Raw genomic sequence first — 20,690 nt, 5'->3', positions numbered from 1 at the left:
GCAATGTTTTATTTACTGTTATTAGTGTAATAGTTGAGTTGAATGGCGGATTGATTATACTCATTGAGCACATCGAGGTAGTTTCGTTGAATATCAATAGCCTGGGTAAGAAATTGTGATAGCTCTCCAAATCCGATCTCGCCGTAACGGTACGATAAGTTGGCCGCGTTAATAATGGCATCCGCTTGTTTTAACCCGCTGGAGGTATAATAATTAAGCAGATCATCATTTTTTTGCAGGGTTTCCCGTTCCTGGCTATATGAGGTATTGAAAGCCAGTTGTTGATCTTTTAGGAGGGTTTGCTGGTAATTTTGTTCAAGCTGCGCCGCCTTAACCAAATGTTTATACTGGCCCCTGCCGAACAACGGGATACCAACAGTTACCGAAAACCCCGAATAAGGCGGGCTAACGCCATACAATCGCTGCGAAAAAAACCGGCCCTCTAAGGATGGCATTTGGCCTTGGCCCGTTACCTTTGCTTCTGCACCTGCAATATTTACCTGCTGCTGCTGTAATTTTAAAAGCGGATGCGCCGCACTATCCGGTTCCGAGCCATCGGGGTTAATTTTTTGTAATTGTACACTATCCGGCAATAAATTCAACTTTGTATTTACCAGGCGTTTTAAGGCTTGCTGCTGGTTTGCCATATCCCTTTGTATTAACCGCAACTGCACTTTGGTTTCCTGGGCTTTAGCTTTCGCGGCTATGCTATCCAGCCCTGCATTTTCCCCGGTTTTTACCCTCAAAACGGCGGCTTTTGCTAATGCGGAATAAATGCTATCTAATTTTTGCCATAAACGTTGTTTGCTTTGGTAATACCACAAGTTATAATAGGTTGCGGCTATGTCCCTTTTAATATCCGCTATTTGTACCTGCCGGGCAAATTCCGCAGAACGGGTTTGCTCGTTCAGCAACTTTTTGCGGGCACTATACAAACCTGGCCAATCCAGGCTTTGGGAAACACCTATTTTTAATATCCCTTTTTGATCGTCGGGGTTAATATCCTCGTTTTCAACAAACACTCCGGTTTTAGGTAGGTTGAAAGCTGTTTTACCCAATTCTTTCCGCTGATCGATCTTTAAACTCAACGAGCGCAATTGCAAGTTGTTTTGCATAGCCATTTCATAAGCACTATTCAGGCTAATGCGTTTGGCGGTTGGAGATTGAGCGAAGGTTGGTAACGTAAAGCCCATAACCAATAATGCAATCAAAGCCTTTTTCATTTTTCCGGATAAATTTGGTGAGGAACTTTGGTTTTTGGTGAAAATTAAATACAGTAAGGGTAGCACAACCAGCGTTAATAAAGTGGCAGTTAACAATCCGCCTATCACTACGGTAGCTAATGGTTTCTGAACTTCGGCCCCCGCACTTGACGAAACCGCCATAGGCAGGAAACCTAAAGAAGCCACCGCTCCCGTCATCAATACCGGTCGCAAGCGGTCTTTAGTACCTTCATATATTCTTTGCAATACGTCATCAACACCATCTTTAGCCAGTTGGTTAAACGTGCCTATAAGCACAATGCCGTTAAGCACCGCCACTCCAAACAGTGCAATAAAGCCAACACCTGCCGAAATGCTAAACGGCATGCCCCGTAGTAATAAGGCAAACACGCCACCAATGGCAGACATGGGTATAGCCGAAAAAATAAGCATAGCTTGCTTAAAAGATTTGAATGTGAAATAGAGCAGGATAAAAATAAGCAGTAATGCTGCCGGAACCGCAATCATTAGCCTTGCACTGGCTTGCCGCAAATTTTGGAAAGTGCCGCCGTAGGTATAATAATAACCGCTTGGCAAAGGTATTTTAGCGTTTAGTTTAGCCTGTACCTCCTTAACTGCGCTTTCCACATCGCGGCCCGTTACATTAAAACTAACTACAATACGTCGCCGGGCGTTTTCACGGCTAATTTGCGCGGGGCCGGTTTGGTAGGTTACGCTTGCTACCTGCGAGAGCGGAATCTGGTTACCATCCGGTGTAGGTATAAACAAGTCGCTTACATTTTCTATAGCATTCCGGTGTGCAGAATCCAGCCTCACCACCAGGTCAAAACGGCGTTCGTTTTCATAGATAGAACCGGTGGAATTACCTGCAAAAGCGGTGCTGATAACCTGGTTCACATCTTCAATATTTAGCCCGTAGTTAGCCATCCGTGCGCGGTCGTATTTCACCGTTATTTGTGGGAGCCCGCTAACCCGTTCCACCTGCGGCGCGGTAACGCCCTGCACAGGTTTAATGGCTTGTGCAACTTTAACGGCCAGCATGTTTAAAGTGTCGAGGTTTTCTCCAAAAATTTTAACCGCCACGTCTTGCTTAACCCCGGTCATCAATTCGTTAAAGCGCATTTGTATGGGTTGGCTGGGTTCTGCTATCACACCCGGCAAGTCTGCCAAAGTATTACGCATATCATCTGCCAGTTGGTAAAAACCCTTGCCCGACGGCCATTCCGATTTATCTTTGAGTATCACCATCAGGTCCGAAGCTTCTGGCGGCATGGGGTCTGTAGCTACATCGGCGCTACCCGTTTTACCCACCAACATTTTAACTTCAGGATATTTTTTGAGCATCCGTTCTGCCTGCATAATGGTTTCTACAGTTTGCGTAAGCGAAGTACCTTGTGGTAACACAAATTCGATAGCATAATCGCCTTCTTCCAGTTGCGGGATAAACTCCCCTCCCATTTTGGAGAAAATAACACCACTAACAATTAATAACACAACAGCAGCCCCAACCACCTGATATTTAAAACGGATGGCTGCTTTTAAAACGGGTTGATACTTGCGTTGTAAAAAGCCCATCATCCGGTTTGAAAGCGTTTTTTGGGGTTCGGCATTTTTGGAAAGCAATAAAGCCGACATCATGGGGATGTAAGTGAGCGATAATAGCAAAGCACCCAAAATGGCAAAGCCAACAGTTTGCGCCATTGGCCTAAACATTTTGCCTTCTATACCGGTTAAAGTTAAAATGGGTATGTAAACCACCAAAATGATAATCTCGCCAAAGGCGGCACTATTACGGATACGGGAAGCGGACTGAAATACTTCCTCGTCCATTTCGGCCTGTGTAAAACGGCCATAGCTTTTGCGTAGGATGAGATGGTGCATGGTAGCCTCTACTATAATAACCGCGCCATCTACTATCAAGCCAAAATCAATCGCTCCTAACGACATCAAATTAGCCGATACGCCAAAGAGGTTCATCATAGAAAGGGCAAATAATAATGCTAATGGGATGGCCGAAGCCACAATTAACCCTGCGCGCCAGTTACCTAAAAAAAGTACCAACACAAAAATTACAATCAGGGCACCTTCAATCAGGTTACGCTCTACAGTGCTTATGGCGCGGTTAATGAGGTTGGTACGATCTAAAAAAGGCTCAATAACTACGTCGTTAGGTAACGATTTTTGTACCAATTCCATACGCTCCTTTACCAACCCAACAACCTCGGCACTGTTAGCTCCCTTAGTCATTAAAACTATACCGCCAACCACTTCCTTTTCGCCATTATACGTCATGGCTCCATAGCGTGGCGGCGAGCCTAATTGTATTTTTGCCACATTTTTAACCAGTATGGGCACACCGTTAGTCTGCCTTTTTATAATGGTATTTTCTATATCAGGTATACCGGTCATCAAACCCACACCACGGATAAAATAGGCATTAGGTTTGCGGTCAATATAAGCACCTCCTGTATTCTGGTTGTTTTTTTCTAAAGCGGTAAATATCTCGGGGATGGTTACATCCATAGCTTTGAGTTTATCGGGATCAAGAGCCACTTCGTATTGCTTGGCAAGACCGCCAAAGGCAGTAACTTCGGCCACACCGGCAATTCCATATAGCTGGCGGGTAACTATCCAGTCTTGCATGGTGCGCAGTTCCATCGCCGAGTATTGATGTTTGCTCCCTTTTTTGGGATGTAAAATATATTGGTATATCTCGCCCAACCCTGTGGTAACTGGTGCCATTTCGGGCCTCCCTGTTCCCTTTGGAATCTGCTCCTGCACCTCGTTCAGTTTCTCGGCAATTAGTTGCCGCGCGAAATACACGTTAACCGATTCCTTGAATACAATGGTGATAACGCTCAAGCCAAAGCGCGACATGGAGCGCATTTCGGTAACATCAGGCAGGTTTGATAGCGAACGCTCTACCGGGTAGGTTATAAACTGCTCCACTTCCTGGGCGGCTAATGTAGGTGCTTTGGTAATTACCTGCACCTGGTTATTGGTAATATCGGGCAAGGCATCAACCGGGATTTGCGAAGTGCTCCAAATACCCCAGGCCATAAGCGCAAGGGTAAAAAAGCCAATAACCAGTTTATTACGGATGCTGAACCGTATAATGGCATCTAACATAAAAATTTGCTAAAATTGAATAAAGAAATACATCCCAGCCTGAGTTACCAGGTGGATGAACAATTACAACCAGAAAAAATTATGCTATTTGCGGCGGTTGCCAGATATCAAGAATTTGTTGCTTAACAACAGGGGTTGGATAGGCGGGATAATTAACAACAACCGCTTTTGTAAATAGGGCTGTTAATGGCATACTTGCAATGTAACGCGCCGTAGAACAGCAATTGCAGGTACAAAAAGGCGGGCAAATTTCCTTTTGAGAATGCCCTCCACAAGTTTTAGTTTGAGAAATAGTAGTATCAAATGAAAAAGCAACCTCATCTTCTTTGTCCTGACAAGGCATCAGGGCAAGTAAAGTTATGTAGATGCTAAATAAAATGGCCACATATTTCATTACCACAAAGGTATAGATTTTAATAGTTTATATACCCTAAAAATGCAGGTTTTATAAGTTACTACTGTGCCTGTACTGCCTGTTTGCAACACAACAGCTTTAAGCGTATGGCGCCATGCTTCCAAACCACTACCAAATTACCAATTATTAATCCTCAATAAAACCAACAGGTTCTAAATCATTCATCTCATCATCGGTAAAAATACGGGAGCGTATCATAAAGCGGAAACCGGTAGGTATTTCGATAGAGAAACTGGAGCCACGGCCCTGTACAATATCTAAAGTAAGTTGGGTGTGTTGCCAGTATTCAAACTGATCTTTACTCATCCAAAACTCGCAGCCGTCAACGTTACCTAATTTCACATCGCTCCCGCCGAGTATAAAGTCGCCTTTTTCGAAGCACATAGGCGACGATCCATCGCAACAGCCGCCACTTTGGTGAAACATGAGCGAACCGAAGCGCGATTTCAATTGTGCTATAAGGCCAGAGGCGGCTGGGGTTACGAGTACACGGTGGGTCATTTGTTGAGGGTTAAAAGTAAAACAGCAACAACACAGTTTGCAGCTTTTGTTTTGAATTTAAAAAAACAATGCACCTGGCAAGCCCGAGGTGCATTGATGCAATTAAACTAATTGGGGATTATTAAAAGAAACCTAACTTGTTTTTATTGTACGATATGAGCATGTTTTTGGCTTGCCGATAGTGGCCCAACATCATTTTATGATTTTCGCGCCCGAAGCCGGATTTTTTGTAGCCACCGAAAGGTGCGTGGGCAGGATAAGCGTGGTAGTTGTTAACCCAAACACGGCCAGCCAAAATAGCACGCGGTACCTGGTAAACCTCGTGGGCATCGCGGGTCCAAACGCCGGCACCAAGGCCGTAAAGCGTGTCGTTAGCTATAGTTATCGCTTCTTCGGTAGTTTTAAAGGTGGTTACGCAAACTACAGGCCCGAAGATCTCTTCCTGGAAGATGCGCATTTTATTGTGGCCTTTAAAAATAGTTGGCTGTATATAATAACCGCCGGCTAATTCGCCGTCCAGTTTTTTCACATCGCCTCCGGCTAAAACTTCGGCACCCTCGTCGCGGCCAATTTTCAAGTACGATTGTATTTTTTCGTACTGATCGTTAGATGCCTGGGCACCCATCATGGTGTTGCCATCTAACGGGTTTCCCATAATAATGGCGTTAGTGCGCTCTATTACACGTTTTATAAATTTATCATATATTTTTTCGTGCACCAGCATACGAGATGGGCATGTACAAACTTCGCCTTGGTTCAATGCAAATAATACAGCACCTTCTATCGCTTTATCAAAAAACTCATCGTCGGCATCGCCAACGCTTTCTAAAAATATGTTTGGCGATTTACCACCCAGTTCCATCGTAACCGGGATGAGGTTTTCAGAAGCATATTGCATAATTAAACGGCCTGTAGTGGTTTCCCCTGTAAAAGAAACCTTGGCAATGCGCGGCGACGAAGCCAGCGGTTTACCTGCTTCTGGTCCAAAACCGGTAACAATATTTAACACACCCGGAGGCAGTATATGGCCTATAAGTTCCATTAGTACCATGATAGATGTTGGGGTTTGCTCGGCGGGTTTTACAACGCAGCAATTGCCTGCGGCAAGGGCCGGTGCAATTTTCCAGGTAGCCATAAGCAGCGGGAAGTTCCAGGGGATAATTTGGCCAACCACACCCAGCGGCTCGTTCATGATGATGCTTACCGTGTACTCGTCATGTTCGGATATTTCGCCTTCTTCGGCGCGGATAACACCGGCAAAATAACGGAAGTGATCAACAACCAGGGGCAAATCGGCAGCACGGCACTCGCGGATGGCTTTGCCGTTATCTATGCATTCTACCACGGCTAATTGCTCTAAGTTAGCTTCTATGGTATCGGCAATTTTGTTGAGTAGCGCTGCCCGGTAAGCGGCAGATGTTTTTCCCCAGGCAGGGAAGGCGGCGTGTGCGGCATCAAGTGCAAGCTCTACATCGGCTTTTGCGCTGCGGGCAGCTTGTGTAAATACTTTGCCATCAATTGGCGATACGTTATCAAAGTATTCGCCGTTAACCGGCGGTACAAATTTACCGCCAATAAAGTTATCATACTTAGGCTTGAACGTAGGTTTTAAAGCAGTGCTCATAATTTTAGATCTTTTTTTAGATTAATTGGTGGCACTAATGTAGGCGGACTATTTACCGCTGGTTTGCACTATGGTATCAAATGGTAGCACAATAATGTCAAAATAAATTAGGGCTTGCCGATTCCGTTAACTATGTATAACTTGCTTTGAATTAGTAAGCCAATGACTAATAGAAACCTGGTTAGTCCGTTAAGCCTAAGTAACCAAAAAGAGATACATACACTGGTAGAAACCCGCCGGGCCTACACCATGAGCCATTGCGAACTGAATGTTTTTGAAACATACGAGCGCAGCGAGCTGGTGCCTTTAACTTTTAGCGACCTGGTAATTACCAGCATGCTAAGAGGTAAAAAGGTAATGCACCTTTTTGATAAACCGGGCTTTGATTACCTTCCGGGAGAAACCGTTATAGTGCCGCCAAATATCACCATGAAAATTGATTTCCCGTTGGCCACGGCAGCGCAGCCATCGCAATGTACAGCATTGGCCATTAACCAGCATGAGATAACATCCACCCTTGATTTTTTGAATGAGAATTACCCGCGCGAAGACCAAGGTATTTGGCAATTAAACTATAACCAGTTTCACTTTTTTAATAATGATGAGTTAGCGCAACTCATTAATAAACTGGTACGCATTAGTACTGGCGACGCCCTAACCAAGGATGTTTTAGCTAACCTTACTTTAAAAGAACTACTGATCCGTATTATGCAGATGCAGAACCTCAACGATGTTGCAAATAACGCGCATCAGCTAACCAATAACCGCTTTGCCTTTGTTTTAGAGTATATTAAGCAGCACATTACCGGCAAGTTAAGCATCGACAATTTAAGCCAAATGGCCTTTATGAGTAAGCCAAGTTTTTTCCGCGCGTTTAAGCACGAGTTGGGCATATCGCCGGTAGATTATATAATTAAAGAGCGGATACTATTGGCTAAGCAACTCATGAACAACCCATACAACAGCATATCCGACGCTTGCTTTAAGGCAGGCTTTAATAACCTCAATTATTTTAGCCGAACCTTTAAAAAAATTGAAGGTGTTACACCAAGTTTATATAAAACTGCGCTAAGAAATTAGCCGCTATATGCCTGGTTGTTATGTATTTGAAAAAGTAGCTGATGGTATCAATCCCCCGTAAATGTAGTTACGGAAGTAAAACCTATACCATCAATCGGGTGTTAGCTTTTCAGCCGGGTTTACATTTCAAATTGGCTTTAACTACATTGCATACTGAAGAGGTTGTTAATTATCTTTATCCGCTACTAAGGACTTACAAGACAAAATAACCAGTTTAGAGGCGCGGGTTAAGTACATTGAAACAATGTATCTTAATGTCATGGAATAGGTAAATAATCGTAGATATTAAAATCCCGGCAACTTCCCGGCAATTAAAACGAAAAAACCGCCAAATCGTTATGATAAGGCGATTTTTTGTGGACCCGGAGGGATTCGAACCCTCGTCCAAACATGGTATAAGGTATGCTTTCTACATGCTTATCTGCTATTCAATTGTCGGGAAGGGGAAGGTTAGCCGCTCACCTGTACCGTCCTCCGTATGTGCTTGTTCTCGCTCGCTTATCGCACCTTTGGCAAGCCAGTTTCATTTGTCGGTGCCCCTATTGCCAGTTCAATGAAACAGAACACCGGCGGGACAAAAGCTAGTTAATTCTAAATTAAGCAGCTAAGGCAAATTGATTTTCGCCATTTGAAAGTTTGAGCGTTCAGATTAAAGCGCTAATTCACCCAACGCGCTGCATGCTTACCTACTTATCTCCATCCTGTCAATTCCGGTCGAGCCCAATTTTTGGTGTTGATAAGATTGCAAAGATACGGTTTTAGTTGCAGCGGCAGTAGCAGTGTTGAATTTTTTGTTAAAATAACGTGCTACTGCTATTAATGCTACCCTACTCTTCCCGGATATACCTGTAAGGCTTTCTCTAAACAAACCATAGCCTTTTGTAAGTCGTCGGCGTTTAACACATAGGCCATCCTAACCTGATTTAAGCCAGCACCGGGTGTACTATAAAAGCCGGTTGCAGGTGCCATCATCACGGTTTGGTTATCGTACTCAAATTCTTCGAGCATCCATTGGCAAAATTTATCGGCGTTATCAATAGGGAATGTGGCCACCACATAAAAAGCTCCACCGGGGTTAGGGCAAAATACGCCTTCCATCTTATTTAAGGCTTGTACCAGCACATCGCGGCGATGGGTATATTCTTTATTAACCTTCTTAAAATATTCATCAGGAGTATCAACAGCAGCTTCGCCCGCTATTTGCTCAACCATACCCGGACTAAGCCTGGCCTGGGCAAATTTAAGTGCCGACGAGATGATGTTCTTATTTTTTGTAATCATACAACCCAAACGTGCTCCGCAAGCGCTATATCGTTTGCTCACGGTGTCTAACACAACCACATTCTCATCCAAACCGTTAAGGTGCATGGGCGATATAAATGTGCGGCCATCATAGCAAAATTCGCGGTAAGCCTCGTCGCTAAACAAGTACAAATCGTATTTTAGTGCCAACTGCTTTAAAGCTTCCAACTCCTCGGGCGAGTATAAATAGCCCGTTGGGTTATTAGGGTTGCAAATTATAATGGCCTTGGTTTTATCGGTTATCAGCTTTTCAAATTCGGCAATGGCGGGTAAGGCAAAGCCGTTTTCAATGTACGATAATATGGGTTTTACCACTACATCGCTCTGGCAGGCAAAGCCGTTGTAATTGGCGTAAAATGGCTCTGGTATTATCACTTCGTCGCCAGGGTTAAGGCAGGTAAGCATTGTGATAATGATTGCTTCGGAACCACCTGTGGTAACAATAATATTATCGGGCGTAATATTGTAGCCCAATTTATTGTAGTAGGATGTGAGCTTTGTGCGGTATGATAACGTACCCTCGGACGCTGTGTAGGCCCAAACCTTAAAATCGATGTTTTTAATGGCATTGAGCATGCCTTCGGGAGTTTCTATATCCGGCTGACCGATGTTTAAATGGTAAACTTTTTTTCCTTGTTGTTTAGCTTTGTCGGCAAATGGCGTTAACTTTCTGATGGGCGAAGCAGGCATTTCCCTGCCTTTTTGCGAAATTTTTGGCATGCGGCAAAATTAGTAAAAATCAACACCGGTACATAATTCAAATTAAAGCAAAAAAAAGTCCCCTACCTTTTAAAGGTAAGGGATTATATAATTTATTTTTTTAGCTTATTTACTACCAGCAACCGCAGCCGCCGGCATTACCTCGCCCATAATAATGAGGTTTTTGGTTGGGGTTTTTGCGTTTGATGTTACCACAATTGTTTTAGAAAAAACGCTTGCCACAGCAGCGTTATAAGTAATTTTTATAACACCCTTAGCACCTTTTAATACAGGTGTTTTTGTAAAATCGGCAATGGTGCAACCGCAGGTAGGTTGTACATTACTTAAAATTAAAGGCTCTTCGCCAATATTTGTAAAGGTAAACTCGGTAGTAACGGGCTTGCCTTGTGGTATTTTACCAAAATCGTGTTTTTCTTCTACAAATTTAAACTCGGCTTTATTATCTGTTTGTGCCGATGCCGTAACGGTAAAACCTAAAATTACAGCGCAAATCATAATTAACTTTTTCATATTGTTATGTTGTTTGTATTAATGCTTTCTAAATGTTAAACTAATGTATTAATTATTTCGACTAAAAATAACAAGTAAAGTTTAATTTTGCAATCTATTATTAATCATTTATTTGATTGCCTGTATTTAAACACAGTGTAAAATTAATGTTTTCTACTATCCCCATATGCCATATATTTGCTATTATTGTGGCACGGGGCTTATTTACGTGCTGCGTTTTTTTACGAAAGTAAGTAAATATTTACTTCAAAAAAACTATAGTTAAAAGTATCGGTTTTATAAAGTAAATACCACAAAAGCAAAATTGAATTTTATACTTTTGTGTTAACAACCAAATTATATATGCCTGCTAACGAGAATTACAACCAATCCGAAATATCACAGCTTAGTTTTGACGATTTTAAACACATTGTTATTACTGACTACCGTGTAGGATTTGAAAGCAGGCAGGCCAGTATACTGGGCCGCCGGGAAGTACTTACCGGCAAGGCCAAGTTTGGTATTTTTGGCGATGGCAAGGAGGTTGCCCAACTGGCCATGGCAAAAACTTTCCGCAAAGGCGATTGGCGCTCAGGCTATTATCGCGATCAAACTTTTATGTTTGCCACCGGAATGTGCTCGTTAAAGGAGTTTTTTTCGCAATTATATGCCAACCCAAGTTTAGAAAAAGACCCTGCATCTGCCGGAAGGCAAATGAATTGCCATTTTGCAACCCGCACTATTGACGAAAACGGCGACTGGTACGATTTAACGGAGATGATGAATTGCGCGTCGGATATTTCGACAACCGGGGGGCATATGCCCCGTTTACTTGGTTTGGCTTACGCATCAAAACTGTACCGCGAAAATAAAGAATTGGCTTATCTCAAAAACTTCTCGGTAAATGGTAACGAAGTTGCCTTTGGCACAATAGGTAATGCGTCAACATCCGAAGGATTGTTTTTTGAGGCATTTAACGCCGCAGGCGTATTGGCTGTACCCATGGCCATTTCTGTTTGGGATGATGCTTACGGCATATCGGTACCGGCAAAATACCAAACCACCAAAGAAGATATATCCGAAATATTAAAGGGCTTTCAGCGCGAGGGCAATACCAACGGCTACGAAATATTTAAGGTTCGCGGTTGGGATTATGTTGGCCTTTGCGAAACTTACGAAAAAGCCATTGCTATTTGCCGTGAACAACACGTGCCCGTGCTGATACATGTTACGGAAATGACTCAGCCTCAAGGCCACTCAACTTCTGGCTCGCACGAGCGTTATAAATCAAAAGAACGCCTGGCCTGGGAAGATGAGCACGATTGCCTGGTGCAAATGCGCAAATGGATGGTTGAATCGGCCATTGCAACTGCCGAAGAACTAGATGAATTAGAAAATACCGCTAAAAAATACGTGCGCAATTGCCAACGCGATGCCTGGAACGATTTGGAAAGCGAAATAAAAGGCGAACTTACCCATGCAACCTTATTGATAAATAACCTTGCCCTGGTATCGGCGCAAAGCGAGCGGTTGCTGGCTATTAATAAAACACTTAGCGAATGCTTTGACCCTGCACGCCGTGATGTGATAGCGGCAATACGCAAATCGTTATTAGCTACCGCAAACGAAAGTAATGAGGCCCGCACCGAGCTTTTAAACTGGTTTAATACAGAATCGGCAAAAAATAACGACCGCTTTAATACCAAGCTTTTTACCGATACACCACATTCGCCACTATACGTGCCCACAGTTGCCCCCGATTATAATTGGGATAACGATAGTATGATTGACGGGCGTGAGATTTTAAATGCCTGTTTTGAGGCCAACTTTATACGCGACAAAAGTATTGTAGCTTTTGGCGAAGATGTTGGTGCCATAGGCGATGTAAACCAGGGTTTTGCGGGCTTACAAAACAAGTTTGGCGATTTGCGTATTGTAGATACCGGCATACGCGAAGCTACAATTGTTGGCCAGGGTATGGGATTGGCCATGCGCGGCTTGCGCCCTATTGCCGAGGTGCAATACCTTGATTATTTAATGTATGCCATGAACGTTTTAAGCGACGACCTGGCAAGTTTAAGTTACCGCACCAAAGCCGGGCAAAAGGCTCCGCTAATTATACGCACGCGCGGCCACAGGCTTGAGGGCATTTGGCACTCGGGTTCGCCGCTTGGTTTTATTTTGAATGCTTTACGCGGAATACATATTTGCGTGCCCCGTAACATGACGCAGGCTGCCGGGATGTACAATACCTTACTGCGTGGCGACGAGCCTGCCCTGGTTATTGAATGCCTTAACGGCTACCGGTTAAAAGAGAAATTGCCGCAAAACGTAGGCGAATTTACTGTACCACTAGGCCGTGTAGAAATTTTACGCGAAGGGAACGACATCACCATCGTATCATACGGTTCAACGCTGCGCATTGTACAAGAAGCCGCGGAAGAACTTAAAGCTATTGGGATAAACGCTGAAATTATTGATCCGCAAACGCTTTATCCTTTTGATCTCGACCATGCTTGTGGCCGGTCGTTACAAAAAACCAATAAACTTTTGGTTGTTGATGAGGACGTTCCGGGTGGTGGTTCTGCATATATATTGCAACATATATTAGAAAAACAAAACGGCTATTTTAATTTGGATAGCCAACCACGTACACTAACCGCCAAACAACACCGCCCGCCTTACGGCTCGGATGGTGATTATTACAGCAAGCCATCGCACGAAGATATTGTTGAAATGGTTTATAACATGATGGGGGAAACCTATCCGGATAAGTATCCGCCAATATATTAACTTTAGCAAAATGGCTTTTACGTGGTGAGGCTAACAGCATAATTGCTGTATGTTGCGTTTAGGCGCATATTGGGCACCGCTGGTGGCTTTAAAATGAAACCCAAAATTTTTTAAAAAAATGTTTAAAGCTAACCTAATGGCTCACCAAACGGATATTCGTGTATAAACTGCACCGCTTCGCCGTTCTAGGCGATGGCGTAAATATTAAACACATACAAAGTAAACGTTAGCAAACCAACTAATCACCTGTTAAATAATAGGCTATTTCGCAAATTATGGGCGTTTTTGGGGTTGGTATTACCAATGCCTTTGCTTTTTAACGCCCAGTTTATCAAACAAATACTGTGGCCTATCAGTGAATTGGTATTTAAGTAAACCGTTGTTTATTTAAAACAGCAATCAATCTCTGGGTTTATGTTTCCTTTTTTTGGTGTGGGTTTCTTCCTTTTGTTTCTTTTTCTTTTTAGTCGATTTTTTTTCGACCACAGTGGGCTTTTCAACCTTTGCTACAGGCTTTTTTGCCACCGGCACAATAACAGGTTTTTTAATAGCCGAACTATCAACAGGGCTAATATCATTTACGCTAAACACATTGTTACGCAGGCTGTATTGCAGTATCTTTTTTTTGCCGGTGGGTTTTGCATTTTTGCCGCTGCCTTCGTAAATGGGAAACTCACGCACCAGGCTGCCATCTTTAATGTAAAAATTATCATCGCCACGATAACCCTTTTTAGTTTTTGTGGTTAGTTTTGGGAAATCCAGCTTTTGCGATTTTGCACCTCTAAACTCGTAGGCGTAAATATTAACATGGTTAGTAGTATCCTTGGCTTTAGCCTCTATCAATATTTCGGGGTTGCCATCCATATTCATATCGGTGTTGTAAATATCAATAATGGAGCCTTCCAAATCGCCGCCTGTGTTGCTGTATTGCTTACCTGTTGAATCGGAATGAAGTATCATGTAAGCGCCCGACGAATCTTTACCCCTGCCCCACCCAAAAACATCAAAGTATTTTCCGGGTGAGCTTTCTATCATTTTATGATAGCGGAACGGAGCCATCAAAGCTGCTTTTACAGGTGCAGCCGCAACAGGAGTGTTTTGTTTTTCATCCTGTGTGCATGAGGCTAGCCCCCCAGCCACGCAACAAAATAAAATGGCTATATACTGGTATCTTGTGCTAAACATATCATTAGTTTAAAACTCTCTGGTTAGTTAAAAATAATATCGGGTGGTAACTCGGTTTTAGGCCTTCCGGGCATGGTTATATAAACCCGCAAGGTATTTGCCGCACCTACATAAAAATACTTTACTACTATTTTATGATAGCCTTTTTGCAACAGTACATCTCCGCCGTGTTCAAACAAGCTGTGTTTACCATCGTTATCAACAACAATGTTATCGTCAATTAACAAGGTTGAACCATCTGCCGATGCAGTTGAGAAGCCATATTTACCATCCTGATCTATACGAATATAGCCATTATATATTACACCAAACGTTCTGTTATTTTTGCGGAAGGCAGCGGTACCAAAATTTTTGGTAATACCGGTATCAACATATTTGGCGGCATCCAATTGGTCGGTACCGGTAAAACGCCCGGGCAAAACCTTGTATTTTAAGCCCGCTATAGTACCTGTGTAATTTACGGCAGGTGAAGGCGGAAAATTATTCATAACGGTACGTGTAACTGCACTCCGTTTCCCGGATGGGCTCACTACTATGGTTTGCAACAAGCGGCTCGCACTATCCGGAACTAAAATAGTTAACGGCTCTTTATATTCAAGGTCGGTTTCGCGGGGCGTGTACCCATCAATAGTATAGTACACCTTGGCACCTGTAACCGGGCTTTTTAAGTCAAATTTAAAGCTGTTGCCTGTTGTAATGGTATCAACAGCACCCACGGCAGTAGCCACGCGGTAATTATAGCCTTCGGCATCCAATTTGCCTAAATGCGCGGGTACCCTTATCCCGGCAAATTCCGCATAGTTTTTATTGGCCACTGGTGTCCATGCTATTTCGGCAAGAGCCAGCATGCGCGGTAATACCATGTATTCCACTTTATCCTCGGTAGCAATATATTCCGTCCAAAGGTTGGCTTGCACGCCCATAATATATTTTTGCTCGTCGGGAGCTAACGCGCCCGGCACGGGGTTATAGTTGTAAACCTTTTGTAATGGTGCGTAGCCGCCAATGCTTAAAGGCTCCAGGTAGCTAAAACCTTGTGCGTGGTCAAAATAAACGCCGGCGTTTCCGGGCGTCATAATTACGTTATGGTGCTGCTGCGCAGCGGCAATCCCTCCCGATTCGCCCGTCCAACTCATTACCGTTGCATTTGGTGCCAGGCCGCCTTGCAGTATCTCGTCCCAGCCAATAATGCTGCGGCCTTTGCTGTTCACAAATTTCTCTATCCGTTGTATAAAATAGCTTTGCAGGCCTTCTTCATTCTTCAATTTTAGCTTTTTGATGAGCTTTTGGCAAAATGCCGATTTACGCCACGCCTCTTTAGCAACCTCATCGCCACCAATATGAATTAATTTACTCGGGAACAAGGCCATCACTTCGGTTAATACATCCTCCATAAATTTGAATGTATAATCGTTTGGGCAATAAATATCGGGGAAACCGCCCCAGCTTTCGGCAACTTTGTAACTGCCTTTCGGGTCGCAACTCAATTCGGGATAGGCCGCAACGGCTGCTTCCGAATGACCGGGCATTTCAATTTCGGGCACAACGTTAATATACCTGTCGGCGGCGTATTTAACAACGTCTTTAATCTCGTCCTGGGTATAATATCCGCCATATGGCGTATTGTCATATTGTTGGGGATAAAAATCGTGGTAGTTGCCTATTAAGGTACGGGCGCGTTTGCTGCCAACTTCGGTTAAGCGCGGATATTTTTTTATTTCAATACGCCAGCCCTGGTCGTCGGTTAAGTGCCAGTGAAAGTTGTTTAACTTATACGACGCCATCAGATCGATATATTTCTTAACAAAGGCTATTGAAAAAAAATGCCTCGATACATCAAGGTGCATACCACGGTATGCAAAGCGCGGATAATCGTCAATCTCTACACAAGGCAGTTTGGCAAAAGCGGCCTTTTCAACCGGCATTAATTGTATAAGGGTTTGTATGCCATAAAATAAACCGGCCCCTTTGCCAATTATGGTAATGCCATTGGGTGTGATACTAAGATGATAGCCGCCGGGAGGTAAACTTTCGGCTCCGGCAGACACCAACTTGATTACATTATTAGTAGCCGAGTTATCAATAGCACCAATTTTGTGGTAACCCCAGTTGGCTGTTAAATAAGATGCTAAAAAAATGATGCTTTTGTTTGATGGCGTATCGGTTTGTATTACCGTTTCCATACTTAATGAAAATGTACCGGTAGATTTTTTTAACGATACAGGTGCCGGAATGATGTTTAAATTGGGGTTATTATCCTGGGCGCTTGCCATAAATACCCCAGATGCAAAAAGCAGTACTAAAAAATATTTAACCATATAGCAAATTAAGCAAAGCGTGAAGATAGCAGATTTTACAGAAAGAAAAAACAGAACAGCGTTGTAAATAAAAAGGAGTAAAGATTTTTTGTCTTTACTCCTTTCAATATCATTTTGATGCCTTTAATTAATCGGCTGTAACAATATGTTCTTTACCGGCCAGGTAGCGTTCGGCCTCTAAGGCGGCCATACAGCCGGTACCGGCGGCGGTTACCGCCTGGCGGAAGATATGATCTTGCGCATCGCCACAGGCAAAAACACCTTCAATATTGGTTTGGGTTGAATCGGGATGGGTAATAATGTAACCCGTCTCGTCCATATGTATCTGCCCTTTAAATATATCGGTATTAGGGTGATGGCCTATGGCAACAAAAAAGCCTGTAACATCTAATATTCTTTCTTGTTGTGTTTGGTTGTTTAACACCCTTACACCGGTTACGTTTTGGCCGTCGCCTACAATTTCGGTAGTTTCGGTATTGTAAATAATCTCGATGTTGGGTGTATGCATTACACGGTGAACCATTGCTTTTGATGCTCGAAACTCATCTCGCCTAACCAGCATGTAAACTTTGCGGCATAGTTTGGCTAAATAGGTAGCCTCTTCGGCGGCGGTATCACCGGCACCTACTATGGCAACATCTTGCCCGCGGAAAAAGAAACCATCGCAAACGGCACATGCCGAAACGCCAAAACCATTATATTTTTGTTCGGAATCAAGCCCCAGCCATTTAGCCGACGCACCTGTTGAAATAATTACAGTATCGGCCAAAATTGTTTTAGTTTCATCAACAACAACTTGATGCGGCAGGGTCGAAAAATCAACCGAGCTTACGTAGCCAAAACGTATATCGGTGCCAAAACGTTCGGCCTGTAACCTAAAATCTTCCATCATTTCGGGGCCCATAATTCCTTTGGGGTAGCCCGGAAAGTTTTCTACATCGGTAGTTTGGGTTAACTGGCCGCCAGCTAACATACCGGTGTATAAAACGGGTTTTAAATCGGCACGGGCAGCATAAATTGCAGCCGTATAACCAGCCGGGCCCGAACCTATAATTAGGCACTTAACGTGTTCTTGTTCCTGAGACATTATTTTGAAAATTATGGCACAAATTTAGTTTTTTTGCAGCACAGCGCAAATAGTATACCGTCAGCAAATTGCCATTGTTTGTGGCATATAGGCATTTAATTTAATTACAAACGCGCATTAATTTTGCATTAAAATGATGCTTAAACAGTTACCGTTTCTCGGCTTCTATCAGCTTGTTCTGCAATTCTTTTATCAAGCGCTGGGCGGCATCCTTTAAATTAGGATTACCTCCAAAGGCTTCGTCAAAAGTTACTTTCTTGGTTTTGCGTTTATACTTAAACTCAATATAGTAGCGTGGCACTTTTGAGCCCTTGCGCTTAGTACTATCATCGGCCATGTTTGATGGAAAGTCCCAAAAACCAAGGTCGGCAGCCTTGCGGTGCAGGTATAACAAATCGTCGTTTCGTAATTTAAGGTGCGATTTGACAACCGAATCGCGCGAGTTCACATATTCGTAATCTCCATTTTTTGAATTATATCTATTGAGCAGGCTATCGCCTGTACCGTAATTAAATACAATGGAGTCAAACTCCGAAAATTTATACGGGGCATTTTTCACCATCATACCGTAATAGTAAAAGCAGTATAATAAAAACGGTACAACAATGCTCAGTAATAAAAATATCTTCTTCTTTCTGTTATCCATGTTTGTTATTTGAAAGGCCAAAAGTAGAAATTCAAAATCAAATCATCTAAAAAATAAAACGTCCACAAAAGGTTTTTACCTGCTTATCAATTAAAATGCAGTGTCCATTTACTATTATTGCAAACATTAACGTTAGCATTAGGCCATGAACAACACATTCAACATTATATCATCAGTTATAAAAAACCGCCGCACTACAAAACCGCCCGAAATGAACGGCGAAAAAATACCCGACGAGCAAATTAACGCGCTGCTTGAACTGGCCGACTGGGCGCCTACACACGCTAATACCGAGCCCTGGAATTTCACAGTATACACCAACGGTAAAACGTTTGGCAAGCAACACGCCGAGTTATACGCCGCAAGCACCGCCGCCGAAAGTTATATGCAAATGACTTACGAAAAGTTGTTGCACATGGGCGATAAGGCATCGCACGTAATAGTTTGTACCATGCAGCGTAAACCCCTGGTGAGGATACCCGTGCTTGAAGAAATTGCCGCAACGGCCTGCGCCATGCAAAATATATTATTGGGTGCTACGGCACTTGGCATAGCATCGTACTGGGGTAGCGGCGGCATGGTGCACAGCCCTGCAATGAAACAGTTTTTAAATCTTGATACTCACGATGTGGTGATGGGTGTACTTTACCTGGGCTACTCGGATACTAAGCCAACCGGAAAACGCAACATTCCGCTAAGTGATAAGGTTACCTGGGTGAGATAGCTGAGGATTTGCGAGTAATCAAATGGAAACAATATTGAACAATGACTTACTAATGTCCGATCTCGATATTCTTACTGTAAACCTATAGATCGATAAGACCGTTGTTGGATTGATGGGATAAATTTCGGTGTTCTACATTCAAAATTCAGTGTTCGATATTTGTTCCTTAACTTCATGACATGGATGGTATTTTTACCGCCATAATTGTTAAAAAAGGCGCTGGGAGCCAGATTTACCACTATTATTAAGGTGTATGCCTATAAACAACTCATGGGTACCGGTACTAACGGTATTGAGGTTTGAGGTTGTATAATCATATGAGTAACCAAACGACAGGAAAGAGCTTATGGTGAAGCCCATCATGCCTGCTACGGCATCGTCCTGGCGGTATGAAGCGGCTATCCAAAAATGGTCGCGGAAGGCCATTTTCAAATTTAGGTCTACCGTGTTTGGTGCAGGTTGAATAATTTTATACATCAGCGATGGCATTAAGGATATATCATCCGAAAGGAATAGTTTATAACCTGCGGTAAAGTAATAATGCGGAACGGTTTTGCTTTGGTTATAAGCCGAATTATTGGCAAAATTTAGCGTTTGCGGCAAAAGCTGTTGTACCGATGCGCCTATAAAATAAGTTGCCGAATATGCCCAAATACCAGCGTTAACATTAGGTTTTATCTGGCTGTTATTGCCGTAGTAAATAGCCGGGTCAAGCGGGTCTTGCAAGCTAACTTCGCTTGTATTTAAACTAACGTTTGTAATACCGCCCGATACCCCTGCCGACAAATTAAGATCGGGTGTGAGGCCGAGGTGATAGGCATAGGATGCATCAATACTGGTTTGCCTGATGGGGCCTGCCTTATCGCTATACATAGTTAGGCCAATGCCGTGGTGAGGAGCAGCAGCACGGTAAGTACTTACGTACGAACGCCCTACAGGGTTATCGCCGGCAGGCACTTCCATTGCGTCGCCTTCTATAAAATCACGTCCTATTGGTGCTGTAATGGTAAAATATGTGGTAACGGGTGCCCCGGCTAAGCCTGTCCACTGGCTGCGGTAACCCGATTTTACGTCGACGTAATTTTCAATACCACTAACTGCCGGATTAATTAAAAGCTGATTAAAAATGTATTGGGTATACTGGGGTTGTTGTTGCCCTTTAACATTTATAAATACCAATAAAAGTAACGCTGCAAAATAAAATTTCTTCATTTACCGTATGATTGTAACCGAACCGGATATTATACCTCGCCCATTTTTAGGCTCAATGTTTGTAATAGCAAGTTAGTACTGGCAAATTAACAGAATTATAACCATCATCCAAAGATATTGCTTACCCAACTTAATAAAAAACTATTTCGTTGTTATAATTATATATCGTTACCATACAGTCGGGATAAGCATCAAGGCCTTTATCACCCGGGTATCGGTTTTATAAACCCAACAAAGTTATG

General features: G+C 43.1%; 14 protein-coding genes and 1 other RNA gene. 3 read left to right on the top strand and 12 right to left on the bottom strand.

All coding sequences use genetic code 11. From position 1 onward, the window contains the following. Window positions 1-8 precede the first annotated feature (8 nt). The 4 genes from BDD43_RS18895 to BDD43_RS18880 form a co-directional block, all read right to left on the bottom strand. A complete protein-coding gene (locus BDD43_RS18895; protein WP_121199137.1) occupies window positions 9-4,352 on the bottom strand; it encodes a CusA/CzcA family heavy metal efflux RND transporter in 4,344 nt (1,447 codons plus the stop codon). Between the two features lie 79 nt (window positions 4,353-4,431). Next, on the bottom strand, window positions 4,432-4,746 hold the full coding sequence (locus tag BDD43_RS18890) for a DUF6660 family protein (protein WP_121199136.1): 315 nt from the start codon (window positions 4,744-4,746) through the stop codon (window positions 4,432-4,434). Between the two features lie 147 nt (window positions 4,747-4,893). Then, window positions 4,894-5,268 (bottom strand): DUF779 domain-containing protein, encoded by a 375-nt coding sequence (locus BDD43_RS18885; RefSeq protein ID WP_121199135.1) that lies wholly within the window; start codon window positions 5,266-5,268, stop codon window positions 4,894-4,896. A gap of 121 nt (window positions 5,269-5,389) precedes the next feature. Next, window positions 5,390-6,892 (bottom strand): aldehyde dehydrogenase family protein, encoded by a 1,503-nt coding sequence (locus tag BDD43_RS18880; RefSeq protein ID WP_121199134.1) that lies wholly within the window; start codon window positions 6,890-6,892, stop codon window positions 5,390-5,392. 162 nt (window positions 6,893-7,054) lie between these two features. Here BDD43_RS18880 and BDD43_RS18875 point away from each other — a divergent pair, with 162 nt between their 5' ends. Continuing rightward, on the top strand, window positions 7,055-7,972 hold the full coding sequence (locus tag BDD43_RS18875; protein WP_121199133.1) for an AraC family transcriptional regulator: 918 nt from the start codon (window positions 7,055-7,057) through the stop codon (window positions 7,970-7,972). 354 nt (window positions 7,973-8,326) lie between these two features. On the opposite strand, the gene ssrA is transcribed toward BDD43_RS18875, so the two are convergent. The 3 genes from ssrA to BDD43_RS18860 form a co-directional block, all read right to left on the bottom strand. Then, window positions 8,327-8,694, bottom strand: a transfer-messenger RNA (tmRNA) gene (gene ssrA / locus BDD43_RS18870). Window positions 8,695-8,794: 100 nt separating this feature from the next. After that, window positions 8,795-9,994: a pyridoxal phosphate-dependent aminotransferase gene (locus BDD43_RS18865; RefSeq protein WP_121199132.1), complete on the bottom strand. Its 1,200-nt coding sequence runs from the start codon at window positions 9,992-9,994 to the stop codon at window positions 8,795-8,797. A gap of 105 nt (window positions 9,995-10,099) precedes the next feature. Then, complete coding sequence (locus BDD43_RS18860) at window positions 10,100-10,504, bottom strand: DUF1573 domain-containing protein (RefSeq protein WP_121199131.1); 405 nt, start codon at window positions 10,502-10,504, stop codon at window positions 10,100-10,102. A 342-nt stretch (window positions 10,505-10,846) separates the two neighbouring features. Here BDD43_RS18860 and BDD43_RS18855 point away from each other — a divergent pair, with 342 nt between their 5' ends. Then, a complete protein-coding gene (locus tag BDD43_RS18855) occupies window positions 10,847-13,276 on the top strand; it encodes an alpha-ketoacid dehydrogenase subunit alpha/beta (RefSeq protein WP_121199130.1) in 2,430 nt (809 codons plus the stop codon). A gap of 399 nt (window positions 13,277-13,675) precedes the next feature. Here the strand turns inward: BDD43_RS18855 and BDD43_RS18850 are convergent, their stop codons facing one another. The 4 genes from BDD43_RS18850 to BDD43_RS18835 all read right to left on the bottom strand — a co-directional run bounded on the left by BDD43_RS18850 (window position 13,676) and on the right by BDD43_RS18835 (window position 18,512). Next, window positions 13,676-14,461, bottom strand: coding sequence for a hypothetical protein (locus BDD43_RS18850; protein ID WP_121199129.1), 786 nt, complete (start codon window positions 14,459-14,461; stop codon window positions 13,676-13,678). 23 nt (window positions 14,462-14,484) lie between these two features. Further along, window positions 14,485-16,779, bottom strand: a complete 2,295-nt coding sequence (locus tag BDD43_RS18845; RefSeq protein ID WP_121199128.1) for a family 20 glycosylhydrolase — start codon at window positions 16,777-16,779, stop codon at window positions 14,485-14,487. Between the two features lie 127 nt (window positions 16,780-16,906). After that, window positions 16,907-17,866 (bottom strand): thioredoxin-disulfide reductase, encoded by a 960-nt coding sequence (trxB, locus tag BDD43_RS18840; RefSeq protein WP_121199127.1) that lies wholly within the window; start codon window positions 17,864-17,866, stop codon window positions 16,907-16,909. 148 nt (window positions 17,867-18,014) lie between these two features. Beyond that, complete coding sequence (locus tag BDD43_RS18835) at window positions 18,015-18,512, bottom strand: hypothetical protein (RefSeq protein WP_211339698.1); 498 nt, start codon at window positions 18,510-18,512, stop codon at window positions 18,015-18,017. 145 nt (window positions 18,513-18,657) lie between these two features. Here BDD43_RS18835 and BDD43_RS18830 point away from each other — a divergent pair, with 145 nt between their 5' ends. After that, the gene (locus tag BDD43_RS18830) at window positions 18,658-19,236 is read left to right on the top strand and encodes a nitroreductase family protein (protein ID WP_121199126.1); all 579 of its coding nucleotides are present in this window, start codon (window positions 18,658-18,660) and stop codon (window positions 19,234-19,236) included. 207 nt (window positions 19,237-19,443) lie between these two features. On the opposite strand, the gene BDD43_RS18825 is transcribed toward BDD43_RS18830, so the two are convergent. Further along, window positions 19,444-20,448: a PorP/SprF family type IX secretion system membrane protein gene (locus BDD43_RS18825; RefSeq protein WP_121199125.1), complete on the bottom strand. Its 1,005-nt coding sequence runs from the start codon at window positions 20,446-20,448 to the stop codon at window positions 19,444-19,446. Window positions 20,449-20,690 lie beyond the last annotated feature (242 nt).

It is taken from the genome of Mucilaginibacter gracilis, assembly GCF_003633615.1.
In the GTDB taxonomy this organism is placed as follows: Bacteria; Bacteroidota; Bacteroidia; order Sphingobacteriales; family Sphingobacteriaceae; genus Mucilaginibacter; species Mucilaginibacter gracilis.
This window is presented reverse-complemented; position numbering and strand designations above follow the sequence as displayed.

What these genes read in the sequence shown, in the direction of transcription:
- BDD43_RS18880 (WP_121199134.1), bottom strand. Translation starts at nt 6,892, where the DNA reads ATGAGCACTGCTTTAAAACCTACGTTCAAGCCTAAGTATGATAACTTT.
- BDD43_RS18890 (WP_121199136.1), bottom strand. Translation starts at nt 4,746, where the DNA reads ATGAAATATGTGGCCATTTTATTTAGCATCTACATAACTTTACTTGCC.
- BDD43_RS18865 (WP_121199132.1), bottom strand. Translation starts at nt 9,994, where the DNA reads ATGCCAAAAATTTCGCAAAAAGGCAGGGAAATGCCTGCTTCGCCCATC.
- BDD43_RS18895 (WP_121199137.1), bottom strand. Translation starts at nt 4,352, where the DNA reads ATGTTAGATGCCATTATACGGTTCAGCATCCGTAATAAACTGGTTATT.
- BDD43_RS18830 (WP_121199126.1), top strand. Translation starts at nt 18,658, where the DNA reads ATGAACAACACATTCAACATTATATCATCAGTTATAAAAAACCGCCGC.
- BDD43_RS18885 (WP_121199135.1), bottom strand. Translation starts at nt 5,268, where the DNA reads ATGACCCACCGTGTACTCGTAACCCCAGCCGCCTCTGGCCTTATAGCA.
- BDD43_RS18855 (WP_121199130.1), top strand. Translation starts at nt 10,847, where the DNA reads ATGCCTGCTAACGAGAATTACAACCAATCCGAAATATCACAGCTTAGT.
- BDD43_RS18850 (WP_121199129.1), bottom strand. Translation starts at nt 14,461, where the DNA reads ATGTTTAGCACAAGATACCAGTATATAGCCATTTTATTTTGTTGCGTG.
- BDD43_RS18835 (WP_211339698.1), bottom strand. Translation starts at nt 18,512, where the DNA reads ATGGATAACAGAAAGAAGAAGATATTTTTATTACTGAGCATTGTTGTA.
- BDD43_RS18875 (WP_121199133.1), top strand. Translation starts at nt 7,055, where the DNA reads ATGACTAATAGAAACCTGGTTAGTCCGTTAAGCCTAAGTAACCAAAAA.
- trxB (WP_121199127.1), bottom strand. Translation starts at nt 17,866, where the DNA reads ATGTCTCAGGAACAAGAACACGTTAAGTGCCTAATTATAGGTTCGGGC.
- BDD43_RS18860 (WP_121199131.1), bottom strand. Translation starts at nt 10,504, where the DNA reads ATGAAAAAGTTAATTATGATTTGCGCTGTAATTTTAGGTTTTACCGTT.
- BDD43_RS18825 (WP_121199125.1), bottom strand. Translation starts at nt 20,448, where the DNA reads ATGAAGAAATTTTATTTTGCAGCGTTACTTTTATTGGTATTTATAAAT.
- BDD43_RS18845 (WP_121199128.1), bottom strand. Translation starts at nt 16,779, where the DNA reads ATGGTTAAATATTTTTTAGTACTGCTTTTTGCATCTGGGGTATTTATG.